This is a genomic window from Aliiglaciecola sp. SL4, from assembly GCF_041538045.1.
Classification (GTDB): Bacteria; Pseudomonadota; Gammaproteobacteria; order Enterobacterales; family Alteromonadaceae; genus Aliiglaciecola.
The window spans coordinates 1-17,299 of the sequence record NZ_JBGOSE010000004.1 but is presented as its reverse complement, the minus strand read 5'-3'; the positions used below and the strand labels follow the sequence as shown (position 1 = coordinate 17,299).

The 17,299-nt window shown below is 42.1% G+C and carries 16 protein-coding genes and 1 pseudogene; 3 read left to right on the top strand and 14 right to left on the bottom strand.

Going from position 1 to position 17,299, the window contains the following annotated elements; genetic code table 11:
- Positions 1-76 precede the first annotated feature (76 nt).
- Entirely contained in the window at positions 77-1,369 is a 1,293-nt protein-coding gene (locus AB6T38_RS07115; protein ID WP_372546645.1) for a hypothetical protein, read from the bottom strand.
- Between the two features lie 350 nt (positions 1,370-1,719).
- A complete protein-coding gene (gene dauA / locus AB6T38_RS07110) occupies positions 1,720-3,411 on the bottom strand; it encodes a C4-dicarboxylic acid transporter DauA (protein ID WP_372546644.1) in 1,692 nt (563 codons plus the stop codon).
- 1,046 nt (positions 3,412-4,457) lie between these two features.
- Between dauA and AB6T38_RS07105 the strand changes: the two genes are divergently transcribed.
- Positions 4,458-5,975: a DUF3360 family protein gene (locus AB6T38_RS07105; protein WP_372546643.1), complete on the top strand. Its 1,518-nt coding sequence runs from the start codon at positions 4,458-4,460 to the stop codon at positions 5,973-5,975.
- An 86-nt stretch (positions 5,976-6,061) separates the two neighbouring features.
- Here AB6T38_RS07105 and AB6T38_RS07100 read toward each other — a convergent pair whose 3' ends face one another.
- Positions 6,062-8,377, bottom strand: coding sequence for an FdhF/YdeP family oxidoreductase (locus tag AB6T38_RS07100; protein ID WP_372546642.1), 2,316 nt, complete (start codon positions 8,375-8,377; stop codon positions 6,062-6,064).
- A 241-nt stretch (positions 8,378-8,618) separates the two neighbouring features.
- On the opposite strand from AB6T38_RS07100, the gene AB6T38_RS07095 reads away from it, so the two are divergent.
- Entirely contained in the window at positions 8,619-8,852 is a 234-nt protein-coding gene (locus tag AB6T38_RS07095; protein WP_372546641.1) for a bestrophin family ion channel, read from the top strand.
- A 3-nt stretch (positions 8,853-8,855) separates the two neighbouring features.
- Here the strand turns inward: AB6T38_RS07095 and trxC are convergent, their stop codons facing one another.
- From trxC to AB6T38_RS07080, 3 genes are all read right to left on the bottom strand, one after another.
- Positions 8,856-9,302, bottom strand: coding sequence for a thioredoxin TrxC (gene trxC / locus AB6T38_RS07090; protein WP_372546640.1), 447 nt, complete (start codon positions 9,300-9,302; stop codon positions 8,856-8,858).
- 91 nt (positions 9,303-9,393) lie between these two features.
- Complete coding sequence (locus AB6T38_RS07085) at positions 9,394-9,774, bottom strand: MliC family protein (protein ID WP_372546639.1); 381 nt, start codon at positions 9,772-9,774, stop codon at positions 9,394-9,396.
- A 133-nt stretch (positions 9,775-9,907) separates the two neighbouring features.
- Positions 9,908-10,270 carry a DUF4870 domain-containing protein gene (locus AB6T38_RS07080; RefSeq protein ID WP_372546638.1) on the bottom strand — a complete coding sequence of 121 codons (363 nt, stop codon included), beginning with the start codon at positions 10,268-10,270 and terminating at the stop codon, positions 9,908-9,910.
- Positions 10,271-10,657: 387 nt separating this feature from the next.
- On the opposite strand from AB6T38_RS07080, the gene AB6T38_RS07075 reads away from it, so the two are divergent.
- Positions 10,658-10,837 carry a DUF6435 family protein gene (locus tag AB6T38_RS07075; RefSeq protein ID WP_372546637.1) on the top strand — a complete coding sequence of 60 codons (180 nt, stop codon included), beginning with the start codon at positions 10,658-10,660 and terminating at the stop codon, positions 10,835-10,837.
- Positions 10,838-10,844: 7 nt separating this feature from the next.
- Here the strand turns inward: AB6T38_RS07075 and AB6T38_RS07070 are convergent, their stop codons facing one another.
- From AB6T38_RS07070 to AB6T38_RS07035, 8 genes and pseudogenes are all read right to left on the bottom strand, one after another.
- Complete coding sequence (locus AB6T38_RS07070; RefSeq protein ID WP_372546636.1) at positions 10,845-11,135, bottom strand: hypothetical protein; 291 nt, start codon at positions 11,133-11,135, stop codon at positions 10,845-10,847.
- Between the two features lie 18 nt (positions 11,136-11,153).
- Positions 11,154-12,342 (bottom strand): annotated as a pseudogene (locus AB6T38_RS07065) (aminotransferase class I/II-fold pyridoxal phosphate-dependent enzyme).
- 120 nt (positions 12,343-12,462) lie between these two features.
- Complete coding sequence (locus AB6T38_RS07060; protein WP_372546635.1) at positions 12,463-13,404, bottom strand: carbon-nitrogen hydrolase family protein; 942 nt, start codon at positions 13,402-13,404, stop codon at positions 12,463-12,465.
- A gap of 246 nt (positions 13,405-13,650) precedes the next feature.
- Entirely contained in the window at positions 13,651-14,490 is an 840-nt protein-coding gene (locus tag AB6T38_RS07055) for an alpha/beta hydrolase (RefSeq protein ID WP_372546634.1), read from the bottom strand.
- 73 nt (positions 14,491-14,563) lie between these two features.
- Positions 14,564-15,163, bottom strand: coding sequence for a pentapeptide repeat-containing protein (locus AB6T38_RS07050; protein WP_372546633.1), 600 nt, complete (start codon positions 15,161-15,163; stop codon positions 14,564-14,566).
- Between the two features lie 106 nt (positions 15,164-15,269).
- Positions 15,270-15,740 carry a VOC family protein gene (locus AB6T38_RS07045; RefSeq protein WP_372546632.1) on the bottom strand — a complete coding sequence of 157 codons (471 nt, stop codon included), beginning with the start codon at positions 15,738-15,740 and terminating at the stop codon, positions 15,270-15,272.
- An 84-nt stretch (positions 15,741-15,824) separates the two neighbouring features.
- A complete protein-coding gene (locus AB6T38_RS07040; RefSeq protein ID WP_372546631.1) occupies positions 15,825-16,466 on the bottom strand; it encodes an NAD(P)H-binding protein in 642 nt (213 codons plus the stop codon).
- A gap of 196 nt (positions 16,467-16,662) precedes the next feature.
- Positions 16,663-16,935: a hypothetical protein gene (locus tag AB6T38_RS07035; RefSeq protein WP_372546630.1), complete on the bottom strand. Its 273-nt coding sequence runs from the start codon at positions 16,933-16,935 to the stop codon at positions 16,663-16,665.
- Positions 16,936-17,299 lie beyond the last annotated feature (364 nt).

The following is a 17,299-nucleotide window of genomic DNA, read 5'->3' as shown; positions in this document are numbered from 1 at the left end:
TCAGCGTGCGCCATTTTGCCAAACATAATTAGCATCAAGAATATTGCATACTGTAACCTTGTTCTAAATAGTGAGTTCAAAATACAAAATCCACCAGCACACTGTATACGTCTGCATTTGTTGATTCTAATGTACCGTTTGCCCATAACCTAGCGCCATACTCATCAACACTCACCTGATCCCACTGCACTTTCAGCGCCATGTTATGACGGAAATCCCAACGAGCCCCCAATGAAATAGAATGTTGGTTAGCCCCTGAACTATTGACAGCTAGTGCGGATGCGGAAGCTATAGCTTGAGCTTGAAATGCAACAGCTTCGCCCAAAATAGGCGTCAATGGTGTTACCCAATCAGGTGCCGAAACAGGTAACTTTGGTGTCGAAATACGACTATAACCAGCCAAAAGTGTAACCGAGCCAATTCGTTTTCCAATACCTGCATACCCTGCAGTTAAGCGCGTGCTTGGGTGACCAGTAACCTTAGTCATCTCAAAGGTCCATAACCAGTCTAACAAGTCGTAATTCATAGCAAAAGAATGATAAATGCCATGGGAGTCAGTGTTATCTAATCGAGATTGAAAACTTTCGACTTGGCTCACCACCTCTGGAATAGGTACCGCAGCCATTGAGTCTAAGCCTTCGAGCAAGGGTTTTATGATAGTTGGATTGCTTGCTAATCCTGCATAAGCAAGTCCTAAGCGTAACGTTAAGCCATTAGATTCACGAGAAACAGTGAGGCCATAAATGGGTTTAATTGTGGTTCGGCCGTCAAAGGCCAAGTCACCACTATGTGAACGTCCAGCATAAACTTTAAAACGCCAAAAGCTATCATCAAATTGCATATCTTTGTTGATATCAATGCCGTCAAGAGAGTGAGGTAAGGAGCCATAGAACTCAACTGGTGGCCGTGCAAATGAATATGCAAATCCAACATTTCGGTAATCTGCAGCTAAAAATGCGTCAATATTGACTCGCCCTACTCGCATAGTGAAGTCTGGTAAAGGTCGATATGCAGCGAATGCCCACTCTATAGCATCACTAGCTGGGGTATAACTAGACCGGCGCTTTAAAACAAATTGCCCAACTAGTTCAAATTGTGCGGTTGGCGCATAATTGAATTGCAGCCCCAATCGAGAGTCAATATCTCCACGTAAGCCTCCATCATTGGACGGTTGAGCAATATCACGCCTAAAACCCCAACCATCAGGTGCATCCGTACTAGTCAGGCCTAAAGTGCCAAAACCACTGATCCGTAATGAAGACCCGCTGCCATCGAGAGTCTGGGCAAACAAAGTCCCACCTTGAAAAATCAACGCGACAAGACATAGGGTATGCAGCACTAAACCTGTGCAAAACTTAATTCTAAACATTAAAATGCTCTCTCGACAAAATATCATCAAACTGAAAATTGTGTAAAAAGTAGATTTTCTAACAAAAGGCTGTCAGATAAATGTTAGGTGAAAATAGTTTTAATAAAACAAGCATGTCTAAAATCTCGTTAAAATCCCTTAACTCAACAAACCTATACATTCAGAATAGCACAAGAAAAAATATGCAAAAAAATATTGCGAATAATCATACTAAAGTATGACTTTTTGTGACGTCTCAGACTCTACTTTCTCACTCCACCACAGCTAAAGCCGTTATGCCTATATGGCTTCAAAAGGCACAATAAATATCCGTATCTTTTGCGCCTTGCAAAGGTAGTTTGCATTAGTGATCAGCTCGGCATTTTGCGGGCTAACTCGAAACTGTCATTTAACGTTCTGGAAAATGCGATTTTGCCGATTTTTTTGCGAATACCTGCCCGTCTAAGTTTTAAAATCATGCGCGGCTGCAAACTATTGATGATCAAAGCAATGTTTTTCTGCTGTAAATCATTCGCTATGGACTCCATCGCCACTATGGCACTCATATCAAGAAGAGTAACCTCAGACATATCTAGGATTACTACCCGAACATCAGGTCTCACAGAGGCGATGGTTTTCAACGCTTTGTGGGCAGAACCAAAAAACAACGCACCGTTAATATCATAAACAACCGTATTATCAGGCATGTCATAGTCGGCATGATCGGCCTCTATTTCGGCAGTTTGAGTCAGGCTAATGCTGCGTCGAATAAACAGCATGGCGGCTAAACCAATACCCACACCAACAGCAATTGTCATATCGAACAGCACCGTCAGAAGGAAACACAAAATCAACACCACCACATCATCACGGGGCGCGATTTTTACAGTTCGAATAAAGTATTTAGCTTCACTCATATTCCACGCAACCATTAATAATAAGGCTGCCATAGAAGCCATGGGTATATAGGATAAAAGAGGGGTAAGCAGCAAGATACTTAGCAAGATGAACAAACCGTGGATCACCGAAGAAAGAGGCAGGCTACCTCCAGTTTTAACATTCGCCGCAGTACGAGCGATGGCTGCGGTAGCGGGTAAACCACCGAATAATGGTGAAACGATATTACCAATGCCCTGACCGATAAGCTCATCATTTGAGTTATGTTTTTTACCCGACATACCGTCGGCAACCACGGCACATAACAAAGATTCAAGTGCACCCAAAATAGCAATGGTGATAGCAGATGGCAGCAACAAACGAATCAATTCAAAACTGATCCCAATTGGCGCACCATCGGCACCGGGTAAATTCCATGGCCACTCAAAAGTAGGCAGTATTGGCGGAATACCATTTCCCACCACGCCATTGATATCAAAAGAAAAACGACTACCAATAGTGGCAACCGAAAAATCATCTACAGATAGACTAAGTAACCAGGCTGCAGTGCTGGCTATTAACAATGCCACCAAGTGCCCTGGTATTTTGGAACGAAACTTTGGCCATACCAACAACACCGTTAATGTCAAAACACCAATTATGGTTTCTTGCCATGCCAGGGTCGGCAGTGCGAAAAGAATAGTCGATAATTTATCTAGATAGTGACCATCAAGGGATTCAATGCTCAACCCTAAAAAGTCACCAATTTGAAAGGTGGCGATGACGACACTGATCCCTGAGGTAAAACCAACAATCACTGGATAAGGCACAATTTCAATTAGTTTGCCAAACTTGCCTACCCCCATCAACACAAGGATGAAGCCAGCCATAAATCCACTAACCAGCAACCCTCCTAATCCATACTGTTGCACAATTGGTAATAAAATGACCACAAAAGCGGCAGTAGGGCCAGAGATATTCACTTTGGAGCCGCCGCTTAGGGCAATGATAATTCCCGCCACTATTGCTGTATATAAGCCATGTTGTGGAGGTACGCCACTGGCAATAGCCAATGCCATAGAAAGGGGAAGGGCAATAACACCAACGGTTAAGCCCGCGAGGACATTAGCCTGTATCTCATGGTAAGAGGGTTTACTTTGTATCGATTTTCTAAGTGCAGATAGCATTTTTGGCCTGATTTAAGTTGTGCGCTAACGAGGCTTTAGAAAAAGTCGTTACTTTACGCTCACGTCACTTATTCACTTAAAAATTAATATTGCGGCAGCATCCCTGTTGAAGGGAAGGACCTTGATACTAAATAGTTTGAAAAATAGAAATAATGATTAACTCAACTAAGACATTTTCATCGTCACAATAACAACCGCGTCGAATGTCCTATTGACTTAATCTAGTCTGTTTTATGCTGCCGGGAGCTACCCCAGTTTGAACGCATTCGAGCTGCACGTGCTAATTAAGTAATATTAACTAGAAGATTGTCTAGAATATTATTCACACAAATCATGCTCGACTCACCATTGCTTAGTTTTCTGCCCAATTCTTAACAGCGCAGTTACGCTGACATCAATACCGTACGTTGAACGTGAAACCAACTTTTCTGCCCATTAGAGCTGTTTTGCGTGTTTTTAGCCTATTCAGTTCAAAGCTAATTAGCTAAGACAACAAACCTATAGTCTGAACAAATTATACTCTAAATCGACAAGGTGGCGCAAAATAATTGCGCCCTCAAGCAGAACAAACAACAAAAACATTGACCGACATCAATGCTCATCAAAGGTCTGAGAAGTGCTTAAAGCCTAAAACAAAGCAACATCGAATAGAAAATAACAGGGTCAAAAGCAAAATTATTGTCTAATTTTTAGATTTTTTTTGAATGATTAACGCAGTTATTAGCATTGTGTTGGGAAATTTTTGGGCCTTGAATAGACTACAATAAGTTGTTTTAACCTATCGAAACGCTAACAATCCCCATAGTTTTACTAAATTACCGAATTTTTGCTTGTTATAACGGCTAATCAGTTGATTTGCATGTTTAAATTAATCGCTTTTTTTAAGTTTAGTAAATCCTGCATTCACAAATTTTAATGAAAATATGTAAGACCTTAGGCTTATCGTAATTTTTTTAAAGCTGATCTATCCTACGCCCTCAACATTAACTTGCTTTAAATAAAGCTACATTTTATTTTTTAAAAGCAACTATGTTGCCGGGGAAATCATGAATACCACGCCGCAAAATGACATTTCGTCTGAGGCTGCACAGGTCACGGAGAATACAGCCGTTTCCGAAAGCTACGAAAAACTGCACAAACCAAGCTCTGAGTTCGCCAGTAGAGATGAATATCTAGAGCACGAATTGCAAATTATGCAACCAAAACGTTGGCGGCCTAATTTACCGTTTAAGGATTATCGATTCGAATTCGAAGATACTATTCCTGCTATGGCCGCGACCATTGGTAAAGTAGTTATGGTTGCCGCCATTGCCGCTACATTTGCTGGCGCTTTAGGATTAGGCGATGAATTTGTTTTAGAAAATGTGCGCTACGAACTACTTATAGTGTCCTTTTTCATTATTTTGTTTTCAGGTTTTATTCTACCAACCGCAAACTTAGCAGGTACTCACGGGCCGTTAATCCCGTTAATTCCCATCGTTGTTGCCACTGGGGGTCACCCAATGGCGTTTGGTCTGCTAATTGGTGCCTTTGGTTTGATACTGGCATTCAGTAAAGGCGGAAGTTTGCTCGCCCGACTCACCAGTAAAGGCGTGTGTGGAGGCATGCTACTGTATTTAGGCTTTATTGGCACCATTTCCCAAGTCAAAAAGCTGTTTGTGTGGGCTGAAGGTATCGATAAAACCCATATTGCTTTCATCGTGATTTTGGCCACTATTTTACTTTATGCCTTTTTGGAGCACTTTAAAAAGCGCTGGTTAGCAGTGCCACTAAGCTGTGTTTTAGGTGGAGTGACAGCCTTTGCGTTAGGCGCACCTTTTGAGTTCCATACAGCCCCTGGACTACCAAACATGAACCCTATGTATTGGTGGGGAGAAAACACTGGCTGGATGTTAGGTTTGCCTACCCTCGAAAGTTTTGTTGTCGTTTTACCTTTTGCAATCCTTGCTGTAGCCATGTGGTCTCCTGACTTCCTAGGACATCAAGTATTTCAAAAAATCAGCTACCCTCAGCGTACTGAAAAAGTACAAATGAACATCGATGACACTATGTTAAGTGCATCGGCCAGACAAACCTTTGGTTCCATTCTAGGGGGAGCTAACTTTGCATCATCTTGGGGGACCTATATTGTACCTGCCGCCATTGCCAAACGTCCAATACCTGCTGGTGCAATTTTAACTGCTTTATTCTGTGTTATTGCCGGTGTTTGGGGATACCCCATGGATCTAGCAATTTGGCAACCCGTATTATGTGTGGCGTTGATCGTTGGGGTATTTATTCCTTTACTTGAAGCTGGCATGGAGATGACACGGGAAGGGAAAACCACGCAATCGGCAGCGATTGTGGTATTCGCTTCCACCTTGGTGAACCCTGCGTTTGGATGGTCACTCACCATGCTGCTGGATAACCTCGGTTTAATCGGCTGTAAAGAAAGAAGCTCTGAGTTAACGCACATGAGTCGTTGGATCATTCCACTTGTCATGTTTATTATCTTAACCAGCGTGATGGCTATGGTTGGTATGCTACCGGGCATACCTGCATTAATGTCGAGTTTCAGACACTAAAAAACTAAAAAACGGCAAGGAAAGTATGAATCCTTGCCGTTTTTTCACCTAAATATCGTCTAGATAAATTGAACCCCTAAGTTAAATTATGCCTTGGCCTGCAAACTGATCACCACCGACTTATAAGCTGGTGTGTTGCTTTTATCTGCCACACTATCAATGGGTATCAAATCATTGGTTTCGGGATAATAGGCAGCAGCACAACCTCTGGGTATTCCATACTCCACCAACTCAAAATCGGTTACTTCCCGGATACTGGCTTTATCATTTGGCCAATGGCTACGAATATTCACTTTTTGCCCGCTGTGCAAGCCTAGCTCTGCAATATCTTGTTTATTGATAAACAACACTTTACGCGTGCCACGAATACCGCGGTAACGGTCATTGTTGGTGTACACAGTTGTATTAAACTGATCATGACTTCGAATAGTCATCATCAACAAACATCCCTCGGGCACCGCAACATTGTCGATACTGTGCACTATAAAGTTTGCCTTACCCGTAGGCGTAACAAACACTCGGGCGTCTCGAACGCCATTGGGAAGAACAAACTCACCTAATTCATCAATACGCTGGTTAAAGTTTTCAAAACCTGGGATCACATTACCAATATGGTCACGAATAAGGCGATAGTCATCACGTAAAGCTAACCAGTTTAGGCTATCGTTTTTAAGGGTACGCTGAGCGAGTTGGGCAATAATATCCACTTCGCTTTTCAGTAAATTAGATGCAGGAGGAATTTTGCCGTGAGAGGTTTGAATAACCCCCATAGAATTTTCAACCGTGATGGTTTGCACGCCACTCACTTGGGTATCAATTTCAGTGCGCCCTAAAGCAGGTAAAATCAACGCTTGTTTACCCGTATACAAATGCGAGCGATTCAATTTAGTCGACACCTGCACCGTTAACTCACATTGACTGAGTCCCTGTTCACAGGCTTGATGATCTGGCATGGCTCGGAAAAAGTTTCCGCCCAAGGCAAATAACAGCTTAATTTCCCCTTGCTGCATGCCATACACAGTTTCAACGGCATCCACACCATTTTCCCGTGGTGGATTAAAGCTAAACTCGGCCTCTAAGGCATCGAGCAATTCAGGATTAGGTTTTTCCCAAATCCCCATAGTGCGATCACCTTGCACATTACTATGGCCTCGCACGGGACAAACTCCGGCACCGGGCTTGCCTAAATTGCCTTGTAACATCAAAAAGTTAGTCATTAACTGAATATTGGCCACAGCGTTTTTATGTTGTGTCATGCCCATTGCCCAGCAACAAATTGTCTTTTTCGACTGACAAGCAATATCTGCGGCTTGCTCAATAAGGGCTTGGGTTAACCCGCTGCCATTTTCGATATCTTGCCAACTGGTTTGCTCCATATCGGTTTTAAAGGCATCAAATCCATGGCAATACTGCTCGATGAATTCATGATCCAAAATCGGCTGCCCCAAATTGTCGCGTTCAATTAAAACCTTGCATAAACCTTTTAACAGCGCCACATCACCGTTTATTCTCACCGGTAAATATAAGTCACGTAATGGAGTGCCACGACCAATAACACCCGATACTTCCTGAGGATTTTTGAAACGTTTGAGACCTGTTTCATCCAACGGATTAATGGCAACAATTTTTGCACCATTACGTTTTGCATCCTGCAGAGTGCCCAACATTCGTGGGTGATTTGTCCCTGGGTTTTGACCAAATACAAATATCGCCTCGGCATGCTCTAAATCTTCGAGGCTAACTGTACCTTTTCCCACACCAATGGTTTCACTGAGGCCCACTCCGCTGGACTCGTGACACATGTTCGAACAGTCTGGTAGATTATTGGTGCCAAATTTACGCACGAATAGTTGATATAAAAACGCAGCTTCGTTGCCTGTACGCCCAGAAGTATAAAAAGCGGCTTGATTAGGGTTATCTAATGCATTTAGTTGTTTGCCGATAAGCTCAAAGGCACTTTCCCAATCAATAGGCTGATAATGCTCAGCCCCTTCAGGCAACCACATTGGCTCAACCAAACGACCCTGGTCGTTTAACCAGCGGTCGGATTTCTCTGCTAGCTGACGAAGACTATGTTTAGCAAAAAATTCTGCATCTGCTCGTTTAGTGGTTGCTTCATCGGCCACTGCTTTTGCGCCATTTTCACAGAACTCAAAGGTAGCCCGTTTATTTAAAGGATCTGGCCAAGCACAGCCGGGACAATCAAAACCTTCAATTTGATTCAAATCAGACAGTAGACGTGTACCTTTAAACGGACCCGCTTTGGATGTGACATTTTTATACGCAGAAATAACCGCAGGAATCCCAGCTGCCCACTCTTTGGGCGAACTGATTTCAATACGTTGGCTATCTTGTGGATCAAATGAAGGGGATTTTCCATTCCCTGACGACGCGGTTTTCATGTTAGCTCCTAATAGTAAGGTTCGCTGAAATTTGCTCGTTATATCATTATAGTGGCATACAACTATTCAGATAGAGGCAACTATGATTATACGTGATAACCCTCACTCACTGCGCTTGTTTTTTATAATAAGAGGATCTGTTATACCGCTTATCTATTAAAGAATTATCTTTATCACCTTATTAAGGGCCGGTGTTGCAGGCGACAAACATTTTTACCCTGAGGCATTATTTCCTGTAGCCTTGTCGTTATTTGTTGGTTTTCGCAATAAGGTTAGGGGGGCCGATGCCCAAATAGTCTATACATCTTTTGATTTGGACGCGTTAAGTGAAGAATTAGAAGATCCATTTGGCGTGTCTGCCAATGCTCTTCCATTTCATGCCATTTCGCGCACAATTGAAATAAATCTGTTGGATATCTTAGGCGAAAAACCACTTCCCGAACCTATCCAAGCCCATCATCGTCGCTTGGAGTAGGTGTTAGGCGGCAGGTAAATTTTGTCCTAACCATTGTTTAAATTGAGCTGCTGGTAAGGCTCCTGATAAACGCGCAATTTCTTTACCATGGTGGAATATCATTAAAGTAGGAATTGAACGTATTTGATAGCCACCAGCCGTGCGCTGATTATGTTCGGTGTCTAACTTTACAAAACAGGCCTGAGTCGACATCTCGCCCGCTACTTGCTCAAAAGTAGGCGCAAATTGCTTGCATGGGCCACACCAATCAGCCCAAAAATCTACTACCACAGGTAAGCCATTTTGAGTAATAAAACGGTTAAAGTTTTGGTCAGTTGCAGCAACAGGACGGTTCGACAAAATCGGCTTACCGCACTTCCCACATAAAGGGTTATCGGCAAGCTTGCTTTTAGGAAGGCGGTTTTTTGCATTACAACTTGAGCATACAATTTGAATGGCTGAATCTGTCATTTTAAACCTCAGTAAAAACGCTATTGACGGTAGTTTTTGCAGCTATTTATTAGCGATAGCTTAGGCACGACCTTACTTATAAGCCGTCATATTATAATGGCTGTTTAACACACTGAATCGGCATCATTCTGCCAATTTCAACGGTTAAGTTATCGCCTTTGCCACGAATGGTGTTGGGGCCATTACTATAAATAAATCCCGACGCACTCTTTCGCTGAGACAAGGTTATTTCATCCGAATGTCTCACTAACACAGCCGTTTCTTGATCAGTATAAAATCGAACCCGCAAACTCTCGCCGTTCATACAAGTAAAGGCCACATCATAAACCGCCGTTGCATTGGCTTCATTGGAGGTTGCGCCGCACCCAGTTAACGCGCCAAGACACAAAGCAATACTCCCTTTTAAGGTCCAGCGGATAAACGCAGTAGCATGGAAAAAAGCTGTGCTAGATAACAAACGAGTAATCAACATGGGGTATAACCTCCTCGAGGTATATTATGAATTTTATGACATGGAAGTTAAAACGTGCAAGCCGTTAAGAGCAAAATAATTACCCATCACGACTTGAACTTTAACTTGTATTGATAAGTTTCGATTCAATAAACTATTTAAGAAACTTAATACTAAGGGGATATACCCAAAGCTCACCGTTGTTGGCTTTAATGGCAGCAATAATGGCAAATACCAAATTAAGTATAGCCAAAGCGATAAGGCCAAAAACTCCGACGACGATAACCACTAAAATCCCGCACACTATCGAATAAATAAAAAGACTAATCAGCCAATTAACAGTGACCTTGCCATGTTGATCGATAAGTTCATGTTTATCTTTGTTAGTCGCCCACATGACGATAGGTAAAATAAACCCTAAGCCTGGAATGATAATACTCGTTAGCTGACTCAAATGAATAAGCATACAATAAGTATTTAACGGCATTCCCCAATATTCTTCTTTATTATCACTCATGTAACTCTCCTTGTGTTGGTTAGTTTGGCAGTTGCGGTGTGTCTACTTTTCATTTTAACGACAACCATTACCTTGAGTGAATAGTAAAATTATCTATGGATAGCAGCAACCCTAAGATAGCAAATTCTATATTCTAAGCATCTGGGCGATACATTTTGCTATCTTAACGCGAAGCTAATTGCAGCGATTTACAACCGCTAAATTCACATTAATCCCTTATTTATTACCAATATTTGGCCCTATTTTGATTAGTCGCCGCACGTAAATGGAATTTCAGCGAATTCTCGTTGTCTATCAGTTTACGGGTAAATTATTGGGCTTAAACGCCAATTTTAAACCTTTTAGTTGTTTATACGTAGGAAAATTAATACAAAAAGGAATTATTTCATGTTTTCAATATTTAAAAGCGACCCAACTAAAAAACTCAAGAAACAACATGCTGTAAAACTGGAAAAGGCCATGCATGCGCAACGTAATGGTGATATCAAAAGTTATTCTCAGCTCACTTATGAAGCGGAAGAGATATACACTAAAATTCTCGCTATCGAAGGTAAAAATGAAGGTTAGCGGCTAGCTAAGTGGAAATTCCGAAACAGTGACTGCCTTTGGCGTTTAATATGGCAATAGCGCCACCAAACACCACGACAGCCACAAATGCCCATATAGAAACCCATCGCCAAAAGTTGCCTGAGAGCATCAACTTTTTGTTGGGTAAGTTGGCGTCAGTTATCCAAAACTTCCACTGTGCTCCGGTGTCGCCATTAATATTCGTAGACTTATGCATTCGCCAAGACGAAAAGTTGGCTAACAACAAGGACACAAAAAACCCGGCAATTAACATCAGTTCTAATGTAGTGCAGTTCATAGTGATCTCCGCTAAGGCTTATTTTGAACTCTGGATATTTTCCATAAACCGAGCTAGCCTTTGCAACCCTTCTTCTAATTCGGATTCAGCCGAAGCAAATGACAAACGCACAAAATGGTCACTGTGATAATCACCAAAGTCATTACCTGGAGTTAACGCCACATGGGCCGCATGCAATGCGCGGTCACAAAAATCCATAGCCGAGAGTCCCGTGGGGCTCACATCAATGTAGACGTAAAACGCACCGTCGGGTTGCACTGGCACATCTAAACCACACTTTTCCAACCCAGCTAGAACCAATTGTTTGCGAGATTTGAGGGTATCACGGCGAGATTCACATACCGCAATGGAGGCAGAAGTAAAACAGGCTAATGCGGCTTTTTGGGCTAAGGTCGACGGACAAATATAGTAGTTTTGCGCCATACGCTCCATCACAGGAACCGCTTGTTCAGGCACCAGGCACCACGCACCACCCTAACCGCCACCCAGTCATCCCAAAATACTTGGAAAAGCTATTGATAATTAAGGCTTCATCATCGAATGCCAAAGCCGTGACCGGCTGAGTATTACTGTCACCGTGATGAAGGTTTAGATAGATTTCATCGATGATCCGCCAAGCACCACGTTGTTTTGCAAATTCACACATTGCCGCTAATTCATCAGGGGCAACAGCCGTCCCTGTAGGATTAGACGGGGTAGCAAGCATCAACCCACGTGTTCCTTGTTGCCAGTGTTTTTCAAGCAACTCCATATTCAACTGAAAACGCGACTGAGCTTGGGTAGGCACTAATTGTACATTGCCACCAAAGCTCTTAATAAACTGACGATTACAGGGGTAACAGGGATCGCTCATAATGACATTATCACCAGCATCCACAAATGCTGCAGACAACAATAACAGCGCCGCAGAAGCGCCAGCGGTAACAACCACTCGGTTAGGATTAAGCTCAACGTTATGCGCGGTTTTGTAAAACCCGGCGATAGCTTCTCGAAGCTCCGGCAGCCCCAAAGCTGAGGTGTAGGGAAGAGGCGCTGTAGTTGCCAACTCCTGCATTGCCAGCAATACCTCAGGCGGTGCGCCAAAATCCGGCTCGCCAATGTTTAGCTTAACAATATGATGACCTTGGGCTTCTAATTCTGCGGCTTTCGCCCCAAAGGCCATGGCAAAAAACGGAGAAATGGCCTGCGCTCGCTGTGAATATTGCAAATGATACAACTCGACTTAATAATGAAAATGGTTTGCCAAATTAAGCAAAAACGACAGCCTAATATTGTGCCATTTATAGCCAAGCAAAACATCACTAATTGTTAATTACACAGTTAGCAATCAATCATCTTTGTTAGTCTCACTGTTAACAATTGTCAGTGCTGGCCGGGCCTGCTCGTTGACTGTTAGTTGAAAAATATCGGGGCGGGAATAGTGTCCAGCGGGATCCAAGTCATAACGCGCTTTAATAATATCGTCTAAATCTATCTCACCACTAATTAATCCCTCTTCATTGTATAAGGGGCCTGCAACTACCTCGCCCATGGGAGAAATAATCACACTTCCGCCTCGAATTAGCGGTTTATCTTTTGGCCAAGTTTCATCCATACGGGTTTCCGCCGTGGGTGATGGCTGATATTGACACGCACTGACTAAAAAACAGCGCCCCTCATAGGCGATATGTTGCATGCTTGCCTGCCATATAACACGGTCATCTACCGTAGGTGCACACCAGATTTCGATACCTTTGGCATACATCGCTGAGCGTAACAGCGGCATGTAGTTCTCCCAGCATATGGCTGCACCAATGCGCCCTGCAGATACGTCTAATACCGGCAATGTAGAACCATCACCCTGACCCCATATTAAACGTTCACTGGCGGTGGGCATCAACTTACGATGTTTATTAATTCCACCTTTTTCGCTAATGAATAAGGCTGTGCAATAAAGGGTTGAGCCCCCACGTTCAATAATGCCTATTACGATTGAGGTAGCACAACTTTTAGCCAGTTCAACCAACTCTGATACTTCAGGACCATCAATATCAATTGCCTGCTGCCAATAGTGTAAAAAGTCTTCTCGGCCTTGTTCTGTTCGATAGCCTACTCGGGTGCCAAAGTCTGCTCCTTTAGGGTAGCCCCCTAAAAGTGCCTCAGGCAGCACTAACAAGTCACATTTTGATTCGAGAATACGCTCCCTGTAACTTAAGATCCGTTGTAACGTGTGCGCCGTTCCTTGAGGAGACGAACCAATCTGTAAAGCTGCAATAATTTTCTTTTTCATAGGGCTCCCTTAAATTAATTCGTTACTGGGTGTTCTAACCTGCTAATTGGCTAGGGCTTTGGTCCGCTAACTTTCGAGTTTTATCTTTGCTGATATTGATACGAGCAAATCAATGCGCTATGCAAGGTCGCTGGAAAAGTTAAACCCTGACTATCATCGTTAAACTCATCTGTTTTGAACAAAGTTCTGAAAGGGCGATTAACTAAAATAGCCCCTACATAGTATTCCTAGATTATGCCTTTAAGATTATTGGTTTTGTTTGTTTTTGAAGATCTTGTCAAAGGCATCATAAACTGCGAGGTGCAATGTATCGCCATGGCTAAGCTGCTCAAAATAATTAAAGTAAACCTGGTAGTTTGCAGGCTTATTAACGTCAATTTTTGTATATAACGCGTTGGCTGCTTGTTCCATTATTTCGCCTTCTTTCCCGACACCAATGTAAATGGATTTCGGCGAACTGGCTTTTGATGCTGTGAACTTTAGCAAAGAGCCATCATCCCACCACAAGCTGGGACTGATAATAATATAGTTATCAAATAAATTGGGGTTCTTAAACAAAATCTCAGTTACTAATAAACCACCAAGTGACTGACCAATAATGGTTTTAGGTGATTGAGTGCGATAATTTTTTTCAACTAATGGTTGTATTTCCTCTTCGATAAATCGAATAAAAGACGCAGAACCACCACTGGTGGGAAACTCCTCTTGATCTAAGCTATTGCTGCTGGGATAGGTAAAATCACGTTTTCTATCAACATTCTCAATTCCCACAACAATACTTTCTGGCAGCTGATTTATCCAAGAAAACGAACCAAACTGTACTAAACCGGATAAATGAATGAAATCTTCTGAAGCTGAGCCATCAAGCAGGTAAATAACTGGGTAGTTTTTATCGCTGGCAGCGTCATAACCAGTGGGGAGGTAAATATTAAGGGTTCTACTTTCATCCAAAACGACCGATCGAAATTCAATGGACTCTCCAATGCTGAAGTTACTTTTAGCAATTATTTCAGGATTATTGTTGGCATATAAACCACTGCTAACTAATAGGCTTAAAACTAAACCAAAACACTTAGCTATTTTCATAACACTCCTAAATTGCCCCTATCTGAAAGGCTGATGTACAACAAAATCTAACTTAATTTTTTACTTACTGCATTCAGTCAATAAGCTGAATATCTAGGCTTTCGAGAAGCCTAACCGCCTCAAAGCGACTAAATTTAGCATTTTTGAGTGTGTTGCGGTGAATATCAATGTGGTAATCGGTGGCGTCTGAAAAGTCGACTGCAGTCAAATTTGTATTATCAAACAAACTCCCTTGCAAGTCTGTAAAAGTGAAGTTTGCATGGCTAAAGTCAGCTTCTCGAAAATCAACGCTAATCGCCTTACACCCCTGCATATCTAAGTCTTGTAAACAGAGTCCATAAAACGAACTATGATTAAGAATCGATGTATGAAAGCTTACGGGAGAGTTATATATTAGCTCTGACCAAGCCGCTTTTGTCCAATCAATACCAATTAGCTTTGAATCTCGAAAACTCACATCTGAAAAGGTGCTGAAATCAATTTTGATATTACTTAAATTACAATCAGTAAACTCACAATCGATAAAAACACACCGATTAAAAGTGCTGTTGTTGAAGTTGCACTTATCGAACGAGCAGCCTTCAAACTCTTTGCCAGAAACCTCTTCATCAGATAAATCTAACTCGGTAAAGGTTTCTGACCAATATTCATTGTTTTGGTTAAAGTTTACCAAGGGATTTCTACTCCTGAAGGTGCATCTCGTCCAATCAAGCTTGAATATCCCATCTCATGGCTGGAGTGAGCTGCTTTATTTGGGTCATATTTAGTCCAAAATATGGCTACAAGGCTGGTACATGTTGATCTATCAATATCTGATTTCCATCTGGATCTTCTAGCATAAAAAACCCAGGCCCCCTGCCTGACTCATCAGTTTCGGTAAGCAATTTAATTCCTTTAGCTTTGATGGTTTTTTGCAGGTGGCGAACATCGGTGAATGCAGGTAATTGTTCGCCGTCGTTATCCCACCCCGGGTTAAACGTCATAATATTCTGTTCGAACATGCCTTGGAACAAACCGATGATCGTGCTTCCATTTTGGAGAACTAACCAATTTTGCTGCTGGTCCCCCCCTCTCACTGCGAATCCTAACTTTTCGTAAAACTTTCGAGACTCCGCGATATCTTTCACTGCAAGACTGACAGAAAAATTACCAAGCTCCATGGCTGGTTTTTCCGCTTCTTGCTTTAATTGGGAAGTGGGCTGGTTCGCACATCCACTTAAAAATAGTATCAATAGAAAAAACGGTTTCATAATGCTCTCCTGACTTATTGTGGCCAACTTTTAATATAGCCTAAGGTTGTGCAAGGGGTTTGAGGGCGAGTTGAATCTAGATAATCAACTAAAAAGCTCATCAAGTCGATATACCTGTTTAGCAGTTGTTGCAGAATGACTAATTGAAATCATCTTTTTAGCGACTTCATCGCCGGTGATGGGCCGGTAACGTTTAAAAAACGGCAATTTGCATAAAGCTGGAAGTAGACAACTTGCCAAGGTTTCACCTAAACGAAAGTTGTCCCGCTCCCCAATAAGGAGTGAAGGCTGCAAAATGCTTATTCGTGCAAAGGGTAACAAAGCAACGGCATCTTCCAGTTCGCCTTTCATTTTTAGATAAGCGCTGACACTTTTTGCATTGGCGCCACTAGATGAAACAAGAATGTAATGATTAACGCCATTGTCTGCGGCTATCTTGGCTGCTTGATACTGATATTCAACATCAACTTTTCGCTGTTTTTGCACAGAGCCAGCTTGCTTGGCGGTTGTACCTAGACATGAAAAGAGCACATCACCGGCAAAAATGTCAGCGTATTTATCTAGCTCGTCAAAGTTAACGACTTGATTAGTAACCTTGTTAGATTGATATTCAATTGGCCGCCGCGTTACAGCAATAACCTTTTTAACATCCTTATCTAAGACTAATCGATTAACTAGGTTTTTACCGACCAGCCCAGTGGCTCCTAAAACAATGACGGTACGCATTTATTAGCCCCCAGTTAAGCTCAGATGGACTTTCATTCTAGATTATCAACAACATAGTTACCATTATCAGCCAGGGTAACAAAGTCCCCATCTAAGTCATCAAACCCATATTGCCTAACACCCCGCTTTTTTAAATTATGCAGGGATAGGGTGTTTTAGAGCAGAGCCGGTCAACATTTTATTTGTTAGGGAAACCTCAAACTTTTTTGATGATTTCCGTTTGACAAGATTCACAGCTCCAGCCGATAAAAATACCTTTACCTAAAACTGAAGGTGCAAGCCAAGCTGCAACACCAAGAAAAAGCGCCCATGTCATTCCGCTTACCATTAACAGAATAGAGAGCCCTGTAGCGATAACGATAAGAAAAGCCCAAGGAAGCATTGGCGCGCCTCGCCTAACTTCATGTAATTTATGTTCACAGTTCTTACATTCCCGATCCGACTGTTTATAGTTTAAGTTTATACTCATTTTTAGACCCTAGCTAATACTTTGAATTATATAAGAAAATACTCATTCTACTTTTAAAATAACTTTATTTCCTTACAAAATTCGGTGTATTTCCACTTGTTGATTCAAATCCAGTAGGACTAATAAAAAATTAACGTTTTATTGAAGTGAAATATGTAGTTTAGATGACGAGTGCTAGCAAAAATTACTAACAATTCAGGGTTATCAAAATCACGTTGATCCCCCCATAACGAAATGCACAAGGGTAATCTTTCTGGCTAAGTTTAAATTAGCCAATGGACGGGGTTATTTCGCACTATTACGATCAGTTTTGAAACAATTACGAAGACACCCATAGTTAGACCAATTACGAAGACACCCATAG